19 protein-coding genes, 1 tRNA gene and 1 pseudogene are annotated in these 19,249 nt (G+C 55.3%); 7 read left to right on the plus strand and 14 right to left on the minus strand.

The genetic code is table 11. The features are described from left to right. Positions 1 to 144: 144 nt before the first annotated feature. Together ACR0AG_RS16555 and ACR0AG_RS16560 are read left to right on the plus strand one after the other, a co-directional pair. Positions 145 to 402, plus strand: coding sequence for a hypothetical protein (locus ACR0AG_RS16555; RefSeq protein ID WP_480840900.1), 258 nt, complete (start codon positions 145 to 147; stop codon positions 400 to 402). 9 nt (positions 403 to 411) lie between these two features. Further along, complete coding sequence (locus ACR0AG_RS16560) at positions 412 to 891, plus strand: phage holin family protein (RefSeq protein WP_480840902.1); 480 nt, start codon at positions 412 to 414, stop codon at positions 889 to 891. Between the two features lie 133 nt (positions 892 to 1,024). Here ACR0AG_RS16560 and ACR0AG_RS16565 read toward each other — a convergent pair. The 11 genes and pseudogenes from ACR0AG_RS16565 to ACR0AG_RS16615 all read right to left on the minus strand — a co-directional run bounded on the left by ACR0AG_RS16565 (position 1,025) and on the right by ACR0AG_RS16615 (position 10,101). Continuing rightward, positions 1,025 to 1,718: pseudogene (locus ACR0AG_RS16565) on the minus strand (IS6 family transposase). 168 nt (positions 1,719 to 1,886) lie between these two features. Beyond that, positions 1,887 to 3,017, minus strand: coding sequence for a cytochrome-c peroxidase (locus tag ACR0AG_RS16570; RefSeq protein WP_480840904.1), 1,131 nt, complete (start codon positions 3,015 to 3,017; stop codon positions 1,887 to 1,889). Beyond that, entirely contained in the window at positions 3,014 to 3,391 is a 378-nt protein-coding gene (locus ACR0AG_RS16575; protein WP_480840906.1) for a hypothetical protein, read from the minus strand. The genes ACR0AG_RS16570 and ACR0AG_RS16575 overlap by 4 nt, the downstream gene beginning before the upstream one ends. Then, on the minus strand, positions 3,388 to 4,194 hold the full coding sequence (locus ACR0AG_RS16580) for an amidohydrolase family protein (protein ID WP_480840908.1): 807 nt from the start codon (positions 4,192 to 4,194) through the stop codon (positions 3,388 to 3,390). Before ACR0AG_RS16580 ends, ACR0AG_RS16575 begins: the two co-directional genes overlap by 4 nt. 21 nt (positions 4,195 to 4,215) lie before the next feature. Next, on the minus strand, positions 4,216 to 5,082 hold the full coding sequence (locus tag ACR0AG_RS16585) for a dioxygenase family protein (RefSeq protein WP_480840910.1): 867 nt from the start codon (positions 5,080 to 5,082) through the stop codon (positions 4,216 to 4,218). 10 nt (positions 5,083 to 5,092) lie between these two features. Continuing rightward, entirely contained in the window at positions 5,093 to 6,397 is a 1,305-nt protein-coding gene (locus ACR0AG_RS16590; protein ID WP_480840912.1) for a TRAP transporter large permease, read from the minus strand. Further along, positions 6,394 to 6,945: a TRAP transporter small permease subunit gene (locus ACR0AG_RS16595; RefSeq protein WP_480840914.1), complete on the minus strand. Its 552-nt coding sequence runs from the start codon at positions 6,943 to 6,945 to the stop codon at positions 6,394 to 6,396. The genes ACR0AG_RS16590 and ACR0AG_RS16595 overlap by 4 nt, the downstream gene beginning before the upstream one ends. Positions 6,946 to 6,975: 30 nt before the next feature. Next, positions 6,976 to 8,049, minus strand: coding sequence for a C4-dicarboxylate TRAP transporter substrate-binding protein (locus ACR0AG_RS16600; RefSeq protein ID WP_480840916.1), 1,074 nt, complete (start codon positions 8,047 to 8,049; stop codon positions 6,976 to 6,978). A gap of 34 nt (positions 8,050 to 8,083) precedes the next feature. Next, entirely contained in the window at positions 8,084 to 8,536 is a 453-nt protein-coding gene (locus ACR0AG_RS16605) for an OsmC family protein (protein WP_480840918.1), read from the minus strand. Positions 8,537 to 8,554: 18 nt separating this feature from the next. Further along, positions 8,555 to 9,220, minus strand: coding sequence for a malonic semialdehyde reductase (locus tag ACR0AG_RS16610; protein WP_480840920.1), 666 nt, complete (start codon positions 9,218 to 9,220; stop codon positions 8,555 to 8,557). After that, on the minus strand, positions 9,217 to 10,101 hold the full coding sequence (locus tag ACR0AG_RS16615; RefSeq protein WP_480840922.1) for a fumarylacetoacetate hydrolase family protein: 885 nt from the start codon (positions 10,099 to 10,101) through the stop codon (positions 9,217 to 9,219). Before ACR0AG_RS16615 ends, ACR0AG_RS16610 begins: the two co-directional genes overlap by 4 nt. Before the next feature lie 84 nt (positions 10,102 to 10,185). On the opposite strand from ACR0AG_RS16615, the gene ACR0AG_RS16620 reads away from it, so the two are divergent. From ACR0AG_RS16620 to yghX, 5 genes are all read left to right on the plus strand, one after another. After that, positions 10,186 to 10,572 (plus strand): YciI family protein, encoded by a 387-nt coding sequence (locus ACR0AG_RS16620; RefSeq protein ID WP_480840924.1) that lies wholly within the window; start codon positions 10,186 to 10,188, stop codon positions 10,570 to 10,572. 51 nt (positions 10,573 to 10,623) lie between these two features. After that, the gene (locus tag ACR0AG_RS16625; protein ID WP_480841187.1) at positions 10,624 to 11,280 is read left to right on the plus strand and encodes a GntR family transcriptional regulator; all 657 of its coding nucleotides are present in this window, start codon (positions 10,624 to 10,626) and stop codon (positions 11,278 to 11,280) included. Position 11,281: 1 nt separating this feature from the next. Then, entirely contained in the window at positions 11,282 to 12,580 is a 1,299-nt protein-coding gene (locus ACR0AG_RS16630; RefSeq protein WP_480840926.1) for a malonyl-CoA decarboxylase, read from the plus strand. Continuing rightward, positions 12,577 to 14,097: a malonate--CoA ligase gene (locus ACR0AG_RS16635; RefSeq protein ID WP_480840928.1), complete on the plus strand. Its 1,521-nt coding sequence runs from the start codon at positions 12,577 to 12,579 to the stop codon at positions 14,095 to 14,097. Before ACR0AG_RS16630 ends, ACR0AG_RS16635 begins: the two co-directional genes overlap by 4 nt. An 89-nt stretch (positions 14,098 to 14,186) precedes the next feature. After that, complete coding sequence (gene yghX / locus ACR0AG_RS16640) at positions 14,187 to 15,074, plus strand: YghX family hydrolase (protein ID WP_480840930.1); 888 nt, start codon at positions 14,187 to 14,189, stop codon at positions 15,072 to 15,074. 505 nt (positions 15,075 to 15,579) lie between these two features. Here the strand turns inward: yghX and ACR0AG_RS16645 are convergent. From ACR0AG_RS16645 to ACR0AG_RS16655, 3 genes are all read right to left on the minus strand, one after another. Further along, positions 15,580 to 15,669: transfer RNA gene (locus ACR0AG_RS16645), tRNA-Ser, on the minus strand. Positions 15,670 to 15,726: 57 nt separating this feature from the next. Continuing rightward, entirely contained in the window at positions 15,727 to 18,156 is a 2,430-nt protein-coding gene (locus ACR0AG_RS16650) for a DUF3772 domain-containing protein (protein WP_480840932.1), read from the minus strand. After that, positions 18,156 to 19,190, minus strand: a complete 1,035-nt coding sequence (locus ACR0AG_RS16655) for a cysteine synthase A (protein WP_480840934.1) — start codon at positions 19,188 to 19,190, stop codon at positions 18,156 to 18,158. Before ACR0AG_RS16655 ends, ACR0AG_RS16650 begins: the two co-directional genes overlap by 1 nt. Positions 19,191 to 19,249 lie beyond the last annotated feature (59 nt).

Consider the following 19,249-nt stretch of genomic DNA (forward strand, 5'->3'; position numbering starts at 1 on the left):
CGCCCGCCAGCACCCGAAACCATCATCCCAATGGATAACAAGCCGACGATGCACTAACAATCAGGTTGGACCAGTCAGATGAGGCTGCTCAGTCTTGACTCGGGAACAAAGCGGGTCGCACACTTCCTGCGAAAGGACCAAAAAATGGTTACGAAAGCAGAACTTGAGAAACAGGTGGCTGAACTCAAACGCCAGCTCGACGCCCAAAAACAGGCCGGGCCCACCCCGAAGGCGGACGACGAATCCAAGGCCGCGCAACACGGTTTCTCGGATCAGCTTCATGAGTGGTCGGGCGAATTGGAACATGTTCTGGAAGAGCTGGAAGAGATGCCTCAGAAAAAACCGGTTCTGTTTGCCTTGGGTATCTTTGCGCTTGGATATCTGATCGGGCGGTCGCGTTAGGAGAGTGCAATGAGCCGTATTTCACGAAACATCTCGGTCGTACTGCGCACCGAACGCCTGATCGCTCAGCGGCATCTGGCCGTGGTTGTCAAACGCTCCGGCTTTTTTGCCGCCGCGGGCCTTGCCGCAGGGCTTGCGGTCATCATGCTGAATGTGGCCGGTTACCTGGCCCTGTCCGAAGTGATATCCAAGCCGCTGGCTGCCCTAACCGTTGCGGGTATTGATCTGGTTCTGGCTTTGATATTGGCCATCCTGGCAAACTCATTGAATGCGCAGGAAGACACCACGCAAGTGGCAGAGCTGCGCGATATCGCCATTGCCGATATCGAAGCGGAAATTCAGGACACCCTGACCGAGGCACGCGGCGCCATGGGCGGATTGCGCAATGTGGGCCGGGACCCTTTGGGCATGATCGCCCCCGGCCTGGCCAGCGCCATCGTAAACGCGCTGATCAAACATCTGAGAAACCAGAAAGACAAATCCCAATAAGGCCCAAACCCCAGAGAGCGGACTGGCGGCAATTACATCAGGTTTTTTGGGTAAGTGGCTATTCTGTCAGACTAAATCGAACCAGTCTCAGTTAGCTCTGGAAACCCTGAAATTATTCGAAACAAAATTGACGTCAATCGGTAGGAGCGGCGGCGCGTTTCAGCTTGAAGGTGCTTTGGCGGGCTAGCGATCTTTCCTGGTTGAAGCGGCTTTAGACGGAGGAATGGACGGAAGCGAATTTCTGTGGACTTCGTATGCGCTTGAAACACTGCGTCGCGCGTTCGCATCGTCGACACGGCAGGCACGAATTCTCGACGCGGTTGTTGTGCCACCTGCTCCTTTGCTGATTTTTGATAGTACCAATATCACTTATAGTAACTCCATACGATGCGAAGCGCATCCGTGACGACGTTTTCTGCTTTACCCTACCGCTTCGTTAACTTCTTGGGGAATTTCAATGCTGCAACTTTGTTTCGGCTTATGGTAACGACCACTTCGCGCACTTCGCTTTCATCATCAAAAGCCCGCCAAAGGTAGTGGCGCTTGCAATTTACCCTCATGACAACATCGTCCACGCGCCAATTCCATTTCGAGAATGCACGCAATTGTTGAACACGCTTCCGCCTTACCTCAGCGGCAAACATGGGGCCAAACCTGTTCCACAAGTATCAGACGATTTCGCGGCTCACATAGATGCTTCGCTCGTGCAGCAGACCTTCGAAATTTCGATTCGAGAGCGGAATTCGGATGTACAGCATCACCGCCAAGCAGATGATCCCAGGAGAGGTATTGACACACTTGAAAGAGACAGGTTTGGTCGTGGGCAAAAGCCACAAAACACCCCCTGCCCCGCCAACCAAAAATCTTCTGACAAGACCACTTGGGCGGTCTCAGAGACCTTATGTTGATAGTAACGCTCTCAGTTATGGAAACGGAGCTCGCCAAGAGCGACACGCCTGATAACGCTGGCGGCACGCTGGCTGCGTTGGAGCATCTCAAGGCAGCGAGACGCTGGACAGCGACTCCAAAAAAGCCACAAGATCCGCGATCTCCTGTTCCGTCAAATTCAGTTCGGAAAGTATTGCTTCACCATCGGCGTGAAGCCTTTCCGTATCGATTTCGCTGTAGTGTCTTATTACCGCAACCAAGTCGATCAAACTACCGTCATGCATGTAAGGCGCGGTTTCGGCGATTCCCCGCAGGCTTGGCGTACGAAAAGTTCCAAAGTCCGAATGGCTCCTGCGTACGTTTCGAACCGCCCAAGCACCTTGCTTTTCCGGATCGTCGTTCCAGTTGCCGTCCAGTGTGTATGGGCTTGAGAGTAGGAAATTAAGCCCTCCGAACCGCCCATCGTCGACTTCGGTTTCGCTCAGAAAATATGGCACGCCGGCGTCGTGGAACTCGTTGTTGGAAAACCTCGGGCCGTTGTGACACAACACACAATTTCCACGCCCTAAGAAGAGCTGAAGACCTCGCTGGGCTGCTTCGGGGTATTTCACGGCCTCTGTCAGATCGCGGCGCTCTAACGCGTCCCGGAACTTGTCAAATTGTGTCCGCTCAGTTGCCTGCGTTTCCAAATAGGCCGATAGGGTTTTAGCCGTGTTTACCAACACCAGTTCCGGTTCCTGGCTTCGAATATCGCTAAAAATGGCTTCAAAGTCATCGACATACGCACTTTCGGAGATTGCTGCCTTTAGGCTTGCGTCGGTATGCGCCATCTCTTCAGCCTCGATGATCGGATGCAAACTGGCAGCCCAAAGATTGTCACTCTTGCCGCCCCACCCGTACCAACGCAGACCAGCGAGGTTCCGCAGCGACGGTGTATTGCGATCTAAAAGCACACGACCGGACGCCCGCGCCTCAGACGTGGTGAAGGCCTGTTCAGGGTCATGACAACTTGCACAAGAGAACGCGCCGTCGACTGACAACAGTGGATCGTTGAACAAAGCCGCGCCGAGCGCAATCGCCTTTGGATCGTTTGAAACCCTGTTGCTTGGATCGGGTTGGAAGGATGGTGGCCATTGCCCGAAGGACAGTGTTTGCTGGATTTCTTTTTCTGACAGCAAAACCTCTGCGCGCGCTGCCCCGGTCAGGACGATAAATACTGCGGTTACCCAAAACTTCATTTCAGCACGATGTCAGAAGTATATGATATCAATTGCCCGTTAAAATCGACATCCACCTGAAGTTCCCACGATCCCGGCATGTGAAACAGCATGTCATCGACACGGAACATTCTGTCGCCCAACGCCGTGACCGTCGGAGTGTAGTTCATGCCGTGTTGGTGAGCCGGCATGATCGCATCGACGCGCATTTCGTTCACGGCAGTTTCATCGCAGACGGAGATTAAAATGGAAAACGGTTGGGCCAATGGGATTTCATCGACAGTCATTTGCACCTCGGGTGCGTTTTGAGTGTCCGAACTCAAGAATTGCCCCGTTGGCTCACAAGCTATGGCCGCGCTTGACGATACCAGAAATGAGACAAGCCAGCGGATCATTCCGTTGCCAGCAAACGTTCTGCGTTGGCATAGGCGATGTTGTCCGCAATCTGGTCCGGCAGCAAATCCAGCCATTCGCGTGAAAACTCTGCATGCGGGCCAACGTAGTACCATCGCTCCGGTGCAAATGTGTCCGTGCCGACCATGAACCGATCCGGGTGCGCTTCGAATGCAGTCTTCCAATCCGGATCGACGCGCCCCCGCGAGACCATGTCAGAGCGAAACGCAAGATCTGCCCAAAGTCGGGGATAAGTGTCCATTGCGTTGACCACACTGGCCGGGTCGTCAAAGCCAGAGTGGGCCCACAGAACCCTAGCCTCGGGCCAAGTATCAAAGATCAGATCAACCGCCTCTCGATCGCCGTGGTGGTGAAGAATGAGGTTTCGCTCTTTCGCCAATGCAATCATGCGCTGGATGACAGGCGTCTTAATGTCATCTCCGTAAGCGTGAAACTCGCCGATGGCTTCGTAGTCGTTCTTGGCTAGATTTGCTTCCAGATAGTCGATAACCGTTTCGTCGTGCATCCAGGTGTTGATTTCACCGCGGCGACGGTAAGGGCGCAGTGCCGGAACAACGATGTCAGGCGCTGCAGCCAAAAGCAGTTGCGTGCCATTGTCATCCGAACTGGAAACAAGAGCTTTTCGCACGCCTGCATCTCGCAGGATTTTAGCAACTTGTTCAGGTGGCACCAGTTTCACTGCATCGTGGCTGTAGTGAATATGTGCATCGAAAATCGGTCGCTCTTCGGCGATGGCCACTCCACCGAACAGCGCTGCACATAAGATGAATGTGTACTTTAGCACTTCACGTGTCCTCCATAGCGTTCAGTCCCGAGCAAGCGTAACGTCGAAATTTACATGCAGGTAAGGTTCGGTGATCTTGCCCGACAGTGCCATGCCATCGGGAAATTCCGAAGCGGGTCGTTCAACATAGGTCATCACCAGATCGTCCCGAACGCCAAACACCGTATCCTGATCCAAATAGGGATCGTCGTCCGGGAAAATCTCGGTCACAAGTGAGCGATATCCCGGGGCTTTGACGATAAAGTGCAGGTGTGAAGGCCTCCATGGGTGGCGACCGCATGCGCGCAGAATGTCGCCAACCGGCCCGTCGGACGGCACCGTGTACTCAACTGGCTTTACTGTGGTGAACGCATATCTGCCGTCACCGCCAACTGTCATCAGGCCGTGGAAAGAATAGGTATCCTGTTCTTCATCCTGACTGGCATACAGGCCATTGGGGGCCGTTTGCCAAATGTCGAGTTCAGCGCCGGCAATGGGATTGCCCTCCGTGTCCCGAATGACGCCTTCGGCGAGCAGAACCGGCCCGCCGTAATGTCGCTTCATATCCCCACCGATCGGCAGCGGAGGGGCGCCAGACACATGAAACGGACCTAATACTGACGAACTTGTTGCGTCTGGGCTGGAATGCAGCATGTCCACCAGCGACGACAGCCCCAACACATCCGAAGCCAGCACAAATTCGTGCCGATCCTCGGTTTCCACGGCGGCGCAGCCTTCCAGAAATGCAATTCCGGCGCGCCATTCTTCGTGGGTCAGATTGGTCTCGCGGGCAAAATCATGAAGGTGCTTGACCAGGGACCCAATGATCTCGCGCATTCGCGGGTTGGTGTCTTTGGACAGGTATCCCATGAAAACATCGGTGATGTTGTCTTTTGTGACAGTGCGCATCTTGACCTCCTTATATCAGGGCAAGGCTGAGGATCGGAAACTCGATCAGGATAAACAGAACGATCAGCATCACGAACGCAAAGGGAAGTGCGCCCATGAACACGTCTTTGAGTGATATCCGGTCGTCGTTGATTGTGGATTTGATAACAAAACAGGATATGCCCAAAGGCGGGGTCAGCAGCCCGATTTCAGCGCCGACAACGGTGATGATCCCAAACCAAATCAGCGACATATCCAGTGCCTCGGCCATGGGCAGGAACAATGGAACGACGATCAGGATGATCGATGCCGTATCGAGCAATGTTCCCAAAAACAGCATCAGCAGAACATAGAGCAGCATGATCGACCAGAAAGACGCGGAGTTCCCTGCAAGCAAATCCTGCAACTGGTTCGGCAGACCGGCGAGGCCCAGCATGCGGCTGTAGATTGACGCCGCTGTGATCAGGAACAGGATCGCCGCTGTGATATGGCCGGTTTCCAACAGCGCGTCCCAGAACGCGCGCGGCGACATCGACTTGCGGGCAACCGCAATAACCAGCGCGACCAGTGCCCCGGCTGCCCCTGCCTCGACAGCGGTTAACCACCCCGTGTAGATGCCGCCCAGCACCACGGTAATGATGAACAATGTCGGCAGCGTTTTGGATGCGATTTCACGCCCGGACATCCATTCAGTGTCGTCAACGACCCGGCCACCGACGAATGCTGGAGTGAAACGGCCCATGACCCAAATCGCTCCGACATAGGCGATTGCCAGCATGATGCCTGGTATTACCCCCGCCAAGAACATGTCCCCAACAGATTGTTCGGCGACAAAAGAATAAATGATCAGCATAGCCGACGGGGGGATGATCATGCCCAGCACTGAAGACCCGGCTACCACTCCGACGGCAAAGCGCGGGTTGTATGCCTGCGCCATCATCTGCGGGACCGAGACCTTGGTGAACACGGATGCAGATGCAATCGACGAACCGGTCACGGCGGCAAAGACGGCGTTGGCCCCGACGGTTGCCATTCCGATACCGCCTTTGACCTTACGAAATCGCATGGTCATGACCTCGTAGATGTCCCGGCCCAGCCCCGCCTTTGAGACGATAAGCCCCATGAAGGTAAACAGCGGGATGGTCGCGAAACTGTATTCCATCGCGCTGTCGCCGACCGCCACTTTCAACAGGTTCAGCGCCAGCGTGAAGTTGTCCCGCATCAGCCAGATTGAAACGAACGAGACCACACCCAGAGCGATAGGGATGTAAAGGCCGGCGTAGATCAGAAAGACGATGGCGATGACCGAGATCAGGCCAATCTCAATCGGCGTCATTCTGCGGCCTCGTCCTGTTCAGGCGTGCGGACAAGCTGCGGGCGGTCCTGCGCCGTGACGACCTTGAGAAGGAAGATCACGCAGGCAAGCGCAGTACCACACGCGATGACCAGTTTGACCGGCCACCATGGCAACGTGAAAAGACCGGGTACTCCGAAATAGTCCTGCGTCTCCCACATATGCAGGAACTCGGGAAAGGTGACGTAGGCGATTAGGCCCATAAAGATTGCCGATATGGCGTTGATGATACGCCTCAAACTGCCTGTCAGACCCGGGCGGCGATGGTGCAGCAAGTTCAGAAACCCGTCCGAGCGCGTCAATCGATCCACTCTCACCACATCGGCGAGTTGCAGGAACACGATCATCACGACCGAAAACTGCACCATCTCGTATGTTCCGCGTAGAGGTGAAGAAAACAGACCGCGCGCTACGACATCCACGTTCAGGATTACCACCAACGCCAATACGACGAGCGTACCCAAAGCGTTGGCGGCGATAGCAAGCGAATTGGCGACCCGCGACAGGCCATCAACTGCGGTCTTCAGCATGAAACGCCCCTTTCGTGGATCGCCAGACGGTTATTCGGCCGTCCAGTCACGCACTCCGGTGAACCCGGCATCCTGAAGTTTGCCGAGATAGGCCGCCAGCATCTCTGTGCCCTGCTCGCCATTGTCGTTCAGCGTCGCCGCCCATTCCTGTGCGACATTCGGCATGGCGTTTGCCCAGGCCGCGCGATCTTCGTCCGAAACCTCGACGATGGTACCACCTGCTTCGACATATGCGTCCCGCGAAGCCGCAGCCCGGTCCATAGCGATACCCGCGACATGGTCACGATAGTCGATGGCCACAGCCTTCAACACGTCTTTGACTTCATCCGGCAGGCCTGCCCAATAATCGGCATTGACGGTTATGGTTTTGGAGTTCACAGCACCCAGATCAGCTTTGAGCATATAGGGGGCCACTTCCGCGATCTTGAATGTCTTCGCAGCCTCGGGCCACAGCATGCCACAATCGACCAGACCGGTCTGAAGCATGTTGTAGAAATCGGTCAGACCTCCGCGTACACCTGCCGCATCTTTAATGCCTTCCAGATACCGCAGATTGAGCCCTGCCCCGGCAATCTTGCGGCCCTCAAGGTCGGCGACCGACGAAACAGGTTCTGTGCAGAAAATCTGATAGGTGTCGAGCACAACGCCCGTAGCCAGGTAAACCTGGTTCTGCGCGGCAAACTCGTTTTGCATCGCCGGATATTCGCGCGCGATTTCATCTACTGCCTTGGCCACCGCACGGGAGTCCGATGCCACGAAGGGTGTCGAACCCGATATCCCCTGGCTGGGCAACTTGGACGAATGGAAGATGGTTGTGACAATGCCGATGTCACCAAGGCCAAGCTGGATCCCTTCCAAAACACCCTTCGGCTTTACGATCGAACCACCATAGTTCTCTTGCCAGTTCACCTTATAATTGCCGGAATCGGCCAGCCGCTTGTCCACTTCGGGAATGAAGAAGTTGGTAAATTCCTTCACCCACAAAGCCCGGTCGGGATAGCCATCAATCACGACCGCAGAAATGGTTTCTTCTGCAGCAACGGGCATCGCCGTTACGCTTGCCAGAGCAGCGGCCATCAGGCTGCGTTTGGTCCAGTTTTTCATTTCTCTCCTCCCAGAAAGACAGGTCTTTTCTTTATTAGTTTGCATTGACCCAGTTGACGGTCAGGTCCGTGCCCGCCGCTTTGAACAGTTTTGCAATGGCGCAATACTTGGCTGTTTCCTCACCTACGCGCGCCAGCTCTTCCTGGCTGGCGCGCGTATCGCAACGTACCGTGAGTGTGACTTCGGGAAAGGGTACGTCGATCTCTTCTTCCATGAGGACACCGCGACGATCCAACCGACACATTGCATCGATCGTCACGGTACCCAGGTCAATTCCCAGCCGCTTGGCAGTCTTGTGCCCTATGACATTCGTGCAAGCGATCAGAGCAGCCATTGCGGTTTCAGTCGGAGACGGGCCAAGATTTGTTCCGCCCCGCTCGACAGGCTCGTCGACAATCACATCCAGATCGCGAATGGGGATCTCGGTGCGTGCATGTGTCGGGCATTGAGCCGTCGTGCGGTACGTCACGACGGGTTTCACTTTCATCGCCACAGCGTCCCCTCCTCATGCATATGAGCAAACCTTTTCAAACGGAAAGCGCGGCAACTTTTGGAACAAACCAGCCTCATCCGCGTAGCCCAGGTTGCAAAGAAAGTTCGACCTAAGCGTCGTGCCCGCGAAGAATTCCTCGTCGACGATCTGGTTCGAAAAACCTGACATGGCGCCAACGTCCAACCCGACAGCCCGGGCCGCGATCATGAAGTAAGCGCCCTGAAGCGTGCCGTTGCGAAACGCAGTGTCGGCCACGTAGTCGGGATTGTTTTCGAACAATGGCCGACGATCTTCGTGCGGGAAAAGAAAGGGCAGCTCTTTCCAGAACTCCAAGTCGTGGGCAATTATGGCCGTCACTGGCGCATCCATCATCTTTGGCACGTTCTTTGGTTTCAAGGACTTGGCCAGCCGCTCTTTGCCCTCTGCGCTTTTTACAAAAACGAACCGCGCAGGCAGCGTGTTCATGCTGGTCGCGCCGTTGATCGTGATGTCGTAGATTTCTTCAAGCAACGCGTTAGAAACCGGTTTGTCGGTCCATGCGTAGTGAGATCTGGACTCGCGCAGGATCAAGCCGATCGCGTCATCCGACAAGCGCGGAATGCGTTCGCGCAGCTCGCGGTGATCTTGCTGCGCCTTGGCGCGAAGTGCCTCCAGCTCTGCCCTGGTCGGTGCGCTCATGCTGCGGCCACTTTTAGCTTGGCGTCTTTCTCATCTATGACAGGGTTCGCGCAAATGCCGATGCCTTCGATCTCAACCTCAACGGTTTCACCCGGCTTCAACCAGCGAGGGTTGGGTTTTTTGGCATGGCCCACACCCGGCGGTGTTCCCAATGCAATCAGATCACCTGGTTCAAGGGTCATGAACTCTGAAACCGTAGCAATCACCTGACGAACACCCCAGATCATGTTGGCGGTATTCGAACTTTGAAGAACCTCGTCACCAACGCGGCTTTCGATCTTCAGACCCGAAGCGCCCTCGGGCAATTCATCCGGAGTCACGGTGAAGGGGCCAATTGCACCCGTGTGGTCAAAATTCTTACCCGGCGTCCATTGTACCGTTTTACGCTGATAGTCCCGCACCGACCCGTCGTTGAAAACCGTATACCCAAACACATGATCCAGCGCGTCTTCTTCCGAGATATGGCGGCCACGTTTGCCGACAATCAACATCAGCTCCGCTTCGTAGTCGAAGTGCTCGGAAGCTGCCGGTCGCACCATGGGCGCGCCAGCCGCCATGACCGAGTTCTTCCCGCGCATGAACAGCGTCGGATATTCCGGGATGTCATAGCCGCCTTCCTTGATATGGTCGGTATAGTTCAACCCCATACAGATAATCGTACCCGGCGCTGCAATGGGCAACGCCGGCTGGATCGAGGACACCGGCACATAGTCGGCAGAAGTGATTTTGTCAGCCAATGAGTCGGCCAACGCAGGATCGGTTATCATCCCCATCAGGTCGGAACCGACAGAATGATCCAAACCCGTTAAATTCACTGCGTTTTCGCCATTCACAGCAAAAACCGCCGTACCTTCCGAAGTCACTCCCACCATGTATTTCATGTTCACCATCCATAACAGTTCGCTTGATTTTTGCCGACTATTTTGAAATATGTCAAATAATATCGATATTTTTGGAGACCACAGATGGTTGCCTGGGCGAACTACAAATCAGAGGCAAAAAGCCGTGGCGCACTTGCTTTGGAACTCTACGTTGCAGTCAGCACACCCGCCAAAACACCCGAAGATGTGAAGGCGTCGCTTCCCGATCATCTGGCATATCAGGCGCAGCTTGAACGCGCGGGACAGCTGGCCTTTGCAGGACCAATGTCGGATGAGACTGGTGAACATATGCAAGGAATGGGCTTGATTATCTATCGTGCCGACAGCCTTGAGATCGCACGAAAACTGGCTGAAGACGATCCTATGCACCAAAGCGGTGCGCGCAGTTTTGTACTTCGGCGCTGGATGATCAACGAAGGCTCACTGAACCTTTCGGTCGGCCTATCGACCGGTACGAGCACACTCAGTTAATAGCTCCCCGAAGAAAGCGCATTCACAAAGGATTAGTCGGATATGGACGTTATGCTTGATAGCGAGGGCAAGGAGAAATCTGCCACTCATGCTGCATATCGACGGTTACGCGAAATGATCCTGACAGGCGACTTGCCCCCCGGACAGAAGCTCAAGATCGAGCAACTCCGCGGCCTGCTGGATACTGGGGCAAGCCCGGTTCGCGAGGCTCTTAGCCTTTTGACCTCTGACATGCTGGTCGAGCGGATTGATCAGCGTGGATTTCGAGCAGCGCCAGTCAGCAAGTGCAACTTCGAGGAAATCCTATTGCTGCGATGCAACCTTGAGGAAACCGCGCTGCGGGCTTCAATCGCCAATGCAGATGGCGCTTGGGAAGACAGGTTGGTTCTGCGCCATCACCATATGAAAAAGGCCAGCCTAAGCGGTGCACCTGACTTTGAAGACGCCCACAAGGCGTTTCATATGGCTTTGTTGGAGAATGCAAAACTGCCGTTGCTGTTGCGTTATTGTTCCCAGCTATACGACCTCAACATCCGCTATCGCTATCTGGCGGCAGGAGGGCCAAGCTACAAAAAGCGTGACATTGCCGCCGAACACCAGAACATCCTAGATGCCGCACTCGACCACGACGCAGACAGCGCAACGCGCCACTTGCTCGATCACTACCGCCGAACAGGTGAGTACCTGAGCAGTCAAATGGACTCTTGAAATGCAGCGGAATTGGTTTCTGGGCGATTTATTGAATCAGTTGTTCGACCGCCCGGGAAAACGGCGAGGCAAAGAAGACAAGCGATCCATTGCAAAGCTGTGTGAGGTACTCTTGTCCGCTGAAGGCGAAGTTTCGGGTTTTACGCTGGCGTCCACAATTTTGGATCGCTACCAGACTTTGAGTGAACACGAAAAACTGGAGTTTTTTGCCTATTTGAATGACCAGCTTGAACTGGATGCAGATCAGCTTTGTGAAACTGCGCGACTTTATGCGAATGATCGAAGTATTAATCTATATCAAAGGCTTAGTGAGATCGCAGAGCCCCGTCGACAAGAATTGTTGCGTCGGTTGAATCAGCCCTCTGGTGCCACACAAGCGGTTGTAGGCATGCGCGTGGACCTGTTGCGCTTTCTCAAGTCTAACCCCGAACTCCAGCGCACCGATATTGATTTCGTTCACTTGTTGCGGAGTTGGTTCAATCGGGGGTTTCTGGTCCTCAAACAGATTAGCTGGGATACCCCTGCCCGTGTTCTGGACAAAGTCGTTGCCTATGAAGCGGTTCATCTGATCAACGACCTGGACGACCTGCGACGCAGGCTTTGCCCGCCAGATCGCCGTTGCTTTGCGTTTTTTCATCCCTCGATGCCGGATGAGCCCCTAATTTTTGTAGAAGTGGCCCTGACGACGGAAATACCAGACGCAATCGATGCGCTTTTGTCTGAAGATCGGGAACCGATCGAAGCCGAACAAGCAAAAGTCGCGGCATTCTACTCGATCTCGAACTGCCAGAAAGGTTTGACCGGTATCAGCTTTGGCAATCTGTTGATCAAACAGGTTGTAACTGAGCTGTCGAGAGAGCTTGAGCGGCTTGATACATTTGTAACCTTGTCGCCGATACCGGGGCTAAACCGGTGGCTGGACTGTGAAACAGACAACCCGGAACACGGGCATGCCGCCGAGGCCGTGCTTGCAGAAACAGCAACACCGCAGGACGTGCGTGCGATGGCTGCCCGGTACCTACTGTTCGCCAAGCGCAAAGACGGGATGCCGCTGGATCCCGTGGCCCGGTTTCACCTGGGAAATGGTGCCGAACTTCACGAACTGCACGCCAATGCTGATTTGTCGGCGAACGGCCGCGCCCAATCTAGCGGAGCGATGGCCAACTACCTTTACGATTTGAAAAAGACAGAACGTCATCACGAAGAGTTCGCGACACATGCCACGATAGAAGCCTCGCGTTCTATTCGCGCGGCCTCAAGCGCTGCGCTTGCGGCCAAGCCAAGGGAAAGTACTGCGTGACCAACACCCTATATGACAACCTTTTTGCCCGCCATGCAGGTAACGAGGCTCCGTTCCTGCAGCTCGATGATGGCCACGTAGTGTCCTATGACGCGTTCTTGAAGCGCACCGCGCAGATCGCGCATGTTTTGCGCAATGACGGAGCCTCCCCCGGCGATCGCATCGTTGTGCAGGCACCCAAGTTGGCTGATACACTTGCACTCTACGCAGCTGCGGTTCAGGTAGGTGCCGTCTACCTGCCCCTGAATACGGCCTATACATTGGCAGAGTTGGACTATTTCATCTCTGATGCGCAACCTTCGATGGTCGTTTGCGACTGCAAAGACAAAACTGAAATCGGAAAATTGGCGGCGTGGTCTGGGGCAAAGCTGCGGACACTCGGCAGTGCTTCCGCTAGCCTGAGCAGCGAGGCCGACGCACAGCCTTGTGCATTCGAACCCGTGGATCGCGCTCCGGACGATCTTGCCGCGTTGCTTTATACATCGGGCACCACAGGTCGTTCCAAAGGCGCAATGCTGAGCCATCAAAACCTATTGTCCAACGCCCAAGCTCTTGTTGATCTGTGGTGCATCACAAACGACGATCGCTTGGTTCACGCGCTACCGATCTTTCACACGCACGGGCTTTTTGTGGCAATGAATACATCACTACTCGCCGGTGCCAGAGTTCGCCTGATGGAAAAATTCGACCTTAGCGCCATCCTGGATGAGTTGCCTCAATCGACCCTTTTGATGGGGGTTCCCACTTTTTATACCAGACTGCTGGCAGACGACCGGTTCACCAAAGAGATCACCGAGAACATGCGCCTGTTCATTTCCGGCTCCGCGCCTCTGCTTGCCGAAACCCATCAGACATTCGAAACACGCACCGGCCACCGCATCCTTGAACGCTATGGCATGACCGAGACAAACATGAACACTTCAAACCCCTATAGCGGCGAACGTCGCGCTGGAACTGTCGGCATGGCTCTGCCCGGTATCGAAGTGGTCGTGACACATCCGGTTACTGGGAAACCACTGCCCCTAGTCCAGGTAGGAATGATCGAAGTTCGCGGCCCCAATGTGTTCGAAGGCTATTGGCAGATGCCCGAAAAAACCGCCGAAGAGTTGCGAGAGAACGGGTTCTTCATTACCGGCGATCTGGGTCAGTATAGTAAGGATGGATACCTGTCGATTGTAGGACGGTCAAAAGATCTCATCATCACCGGCGGTTACAACGTCTACCCTAAAGAAATCGAAGATGTCCTGAATGACATTGATGGTATTTTGGAGTCGGCAGTGTTTGGCATTCCCGACATCGATTTCGGCGAAGCAATCATCGCCGCTCTGGTGGCTAAGCCAGACGCACAACCGGACATGGAACAGATAGCGAGGACCATCAAAGGCAAGCTGTCAAGCTTTAAACACCCACGCCGCTACGAGCTCATCTCGGAACTGCCGCGCAAAACAATGGGAAAAGTCCAAAAAAATGTGCTGCGCGAACGGCACGCGCAAAAGGAGCCATTGGAAGTGTCTTAGTGACGAGCCAGGGCCCACAATCAAACGAGGACTCCTCGACCCGATACTACCCCACCCTTCGGACAACCAAACTCAACAGGAGATGCACTATGACCCGCATGACGGCCAGAGATTTCGACCAGGAGCTTTTGGACCTGTACGACTTTTACGCACACGGTAAAATCACCAAGCGCCAATTCCTGGACCGCGCAGGCAAGTTCGCGGTCGGCGGCGTGACTGCTGTCGCGCTGCTGAACATGCTCAGCCCAAACTATGCCCTTGCTCAGCAGGTTTCCTTCAACGACCCTGATATTCACGCAGACTATATCACTTACCCTTCGCCGAATGGAACCGGCGATGTCCGAGGCTACCTGGTTCGACCAACGGGCGTGGACGATCCCCTACCCGGAGTGCTGGTGATCCACGAAAACCGGGGCCTGAATCCCTATATCGAGGACGTGGCGCGCAGATTGGCGAAAGCCGGATTTATGGCTCTGGCCCCCGACGGCTTGACCTCGGTCGGCGGATACCCAGGCAACGACGCTGATGGGCGTGAACTGCAGAAGACAGTGGATCGAGTCGAATTGATGAACGATTTCTTCAACGGATTCGAATACCTGCTAAATCGGAAAGACTGCACGGGCAAAGTCGGCGCGGTTGGTTTCTGCTACGGCGGCGGTGTCGTTAGCGCAATAGCCGTGGCCTACCCCGAACTTGCCGCTGGAGTGCCATTCTACGGTCGTCAACCGGCAGCAGAGGATGTGACCAAAATTCAAGCGCCGTTGCTAATTCAGATGGGCGAGCTTGATGAACGTATCAATGCAGGCTGGCCAGATTTTGAAACTGCTCTAAAGGCCAATGAAAAGGTCTACGAAGCCTATATCTACGACAATGCTAACCACGGCTTTCACAATGACAGCACACCACGCTATGACGAGGAGATGGCGAACCTTGCCTGGGACCGAACAATTGATTGGTTCAACACATATCTGAAATAACAGGAACCTCCGCAGCCAGTGCCTCCAGTCAGCGACACGCAGGCTGGGCGCAGTTGCATTGGCCATACAACGATGATGGTGTGGGTGCTGACAGACAAATTGTGGCCGGCTTCAAAAAGGTCAGTATAGCATCGCTTCGTCCGGCACAAAGATTGTATGGTCGAGCGAAGCCTTGCTTGCGTTCTATGGGTATTGCGAAATCTGGCAGCAAATGTCCGTTATGGGCCTTTAGTTTGAACCTCATTTCAGCTGTGCTTGTGATCTTTCAAAGTGGTATTAGCCTCGCTAGACTGAAGATCCCCAATTCTTCAGATGGTTAACACCCAATCAGTTGTTCGTTTTCAACATTACGAAACCGTTACACTAGGTACTCCAGGAATGTTTTGGTTTTCGGTGCTGGATTCACGGTCTGTTCCGTCCACGTTCGACAATGCACGCGCCAACAGGCGGAAATTGCGAAACAATCCAGGGTCAGAAAACACGACCGAAGTTAGACAGAAATGAATGGCGGAGAGACAGGGATTCGAACCCTGGAGACGGTTTCCCGCCTACACACTTTCCAGGCGTGCGCCTTCGACCACTCGGCCACCTCTCCGTGCGGGCGATGTTTGGACCATCGCACACGGATTTGCAAGGGGCGATTGAGATTGATTTACACCTCGTCCCCGTCATCCGAGGTCAAGTCATCGCGGGTCATTTTCACCGGCTCGGAAATGACAACAGGCGCTTTTGATTGCGGCGGGGCCTCGTCCTTTTTCAAGGCCGTTTCTTCACCCCGCAGCACTTCGGCATTCCGAAACCAGACGTCACGCTGTGCAAACGGAATCTCGATCTCTTCTTCAACAAAGCGCCGATTAATCTCGTGGTTCATGTCCGATTTGACGGACAGCGCCCAGTTCACATCCCTCAGGATGGCACGTATCTCAAAGTCGAGCGAATCCGCTCCGAAACCCTGAAACACGACGCTAGGTGCCGGGTTGGCCAGGACCATGGGATGCGCGTTGGCAATCTCTGACAGAATCGTCTCAACCTTTTTGGTGTCCGTACCATAGGCCACGCCGACCGGTACGATCACGCGGCCAATGGTGTTGCCCCGCGTGTAGTTCGTCACCACGCCGCTGATCAGGTCCGAGTTCGGAACGATCACATCCGTTCGATCAAAGGTCTCAATCCGTGTCGATCGGACCGAGATATCGCGGACATATCCCATCATCCCGTTGACATCGATCCAGTCCCCTTTCGAAATCGGACGCTCAACCAGCAGGATGATACCCGACACGAAGTTCGACACGATGGTTTGCAGGCCAAAGCCGATCCCGACGGACAGGGCCCCCGCAACGATGGCCAGAGAGGACAGATCAAACCCAGCCACCACAATGGCCACAAGTGCAGCCAGAAAGATCCCGACATAGCCCGTTCCCGCGACGATGGCGTTCTGTCCGCCCGGATCGATGCTGGTTTTTGGCAGCAAAGATGTCCGCAGACCGCCCTGAAGCAGGCGGGTCAGCGTGTAACCAATCGCAAAGATCGCCACGAAGGTCAGGAAGTTGCTAGGCGAGATTGTGACCCCGCCAATGTCAAACCCAAGCAGCAGGCGCGACCACGCCTCGCTCAGATCGGTTTCTCGTGCGCCCCAATAGAGCGCCAGAATCGGCAGCGCGACAATGGCGAGCACAAACCCTACAAGCACCGAGAACAGTGAATCCCGCGCGGTGTCACCCTGCCCCGTCACCCAGCCATAGACCGAGGTGATGAACCGCTGCAAAATCACCAAGGCGGCGATCAGAACCAGCGTCTTGATCGTTGGATAGACAATCGCCTCGGCCGCATTGATATAACCGATGGCTGCAAGAACCGGCGTGGCCATCCCCAGCAGGAACAGCGCGCGGCGGATCAATTCCACAAGCTGGCTGAACCCTGCGGCACGAGCCGAGCGCGCCTCTTCCTCGTCCGAGGTGCCGGAATGTCGAACCTGCCGGATCCGCAACAACAAGGCCGAACTTGCCACGATAATCGGAAAGCTCACGACCGCGCGGGTGGCGTCTGATACGTTTTCGATCTGATCGAACAGCACCGTCAACTCGTGTAGGATCAGCATGAGCGCCAACAGGTCGAGATACACACGCAGTTCGGTGATTTTCGCAGCCGAAAGCCTCTTGAAGCCTTGCGCCGCCCCGATCAGATAGGCCTGACGCCCGATCCAGTCGAAATAGAAGACGATGGCCGCCCAGTATGGGATTTCCTGAAACAAAAGCGTCCCGCGGAACCCAAGCACTCCCGTCAGGGTGATCGCCTGAACCAGCATAAGCACACCCAGCCAAGGCAGGAAAATCCGCGACAGCGAGACGATAAACGTCCAGACCCCGCTGCCCCGAATGCCCAGCGAGCGCAGATAAGCGCCCCCGCGTTCGGACCATCTGCGCCCGTAGATCAACAGCACGAAGGCAAAAACGGTCAGCAGAAAAACGGGCAATCCCCGATCTTGCAGCTGTTCCTTGACGGTGTCGGACCGCAGGTTTCTTGCGGTTTCGTTGAACAGGCTTGATGCGGCTTCGGTTACATCGACCCATGCCGGGCCCCAATAAACCGGGTTCAGCGGCGACGGGCCTCTTTCAAGCAGTTGCTTCGCCTGTCTTTCGCGGATGATCTGATCGATCTCGCTGATCAGACCATTGGCACGGCTAAAGGCTTCTTCCGAAATAATTCTGGGAACGCGCAGGCTATCGAGCTGCGTATCAAGATGTTCGCGCAGGTTGGCAATGTCTTCGGGTTCGTTCGAGCCATCATCCGGCTTTGGCCCCAGGGCCTTTACCTGGTTTTCAAGCGTTTGGATACGCTCGGTATTTGCATTCCGCGCCCTGTTAAAGTCGTCGCGATAGCCGTTTATTTCCGCGCGAAGGTTCTCCAACGCGGCGTTCGAGGCCCGGTTGGCCTCGATCACCGTTTCGGCCCGTTCGGCGGTGCTGACCCACCCCCGATAATAGTCGCTTTGCCGATCAGACAATTGCGCGTGGGCAAGCCCGCCCATCCCGATCAGGCAAACCGCCAGCAGGGCCAGAAGCAGGCGAACCTGCCTAAACATCAGACGTCCTCAAAAACGCCGGGTATGCTGCGCGGCGCTTCGGTCATCCACTCGGGAACCGGCAGCTCTTTTTCACGCAGAAAGTCCGGGTTGAACAGTTTGGACTGATAGCGGGTGCCATAGTCACACAGGATCGTCACAATGGTGTGGCCCGGCCCAAGCTCCTTGGCCAGACGCACGGCACCGGCCATGTTGATCGCAGTTGAGCCACCCATGACCAGCCCTTCGTCGCGCAGCAGGTCGAAGATATAAGGCAACGCCTCATTATCCGACATCTGGCAGACGAAATCCGGTGAGAACCCTTCCAGGTTCTTCGTGATGCGCACCTGTCCGATACCCTCGGCGATCGAGCCACCCTCGGTCGCGATCTCGCCGGAGGTATAGTAGGAATATAGCCCTGCCCCCATCGGATCGACCAAACCGATTTTGACGCCTTTGGGCTGCAGCGCATCGGCGACGCCTGCCACAGTGCCCCCCGATCCGGCGGCACAGATAAAGCCATCCACCTTGCCACCGGTTTGTTCCCAGATCTCGGGACCCGTGGTTTCGATATGGGCCTGGCGGTTGGCCACGTTGTCGAATTGATTGGCCCAGATCGCGCCATTGGGTTCGGTCTGCGCAAGCTCTTCCGCCAATCGGCGCGAATAATGCACAAAGTTGTTGGGGTTGCGATAAGGTGCAGCGGGCACCTGAACCAGCTGTGCACCAGCCAGACGCAACATATCTTTTTTCTCTTCCGATTGGGTTTCGGGGATCACGATCACCGTCCTGAACCCCATCGACGCGCCGACCAAGGCCAGGCCGATCCCAGTATTCCCCGCAGTACCTTCGACAATCGTGCCGCCCGGTTTCAGCTCACCCCGCGCGATGGCGTCGCGGATGATGTAAAGCGCGGCGCGGTCCTTGACGGATTGGCCGGGATTCATGAATTCCGCTTTGCCGAGTATCTCGCATCCGGTTTCTTCGCTGATACGGCGCAGACGGATCAGGGGTGTTTTTCCGACCGCGTCGGCCAGGTCTCGTGCAATGCGCATGGCGCCCTCTTGTCATTTGGTATCGCAGAAGATTTACAGGTGCCCAGCTTTAACCACAA

This window comes from Ruegeria sp. H6, assembly GCF_056532975.1.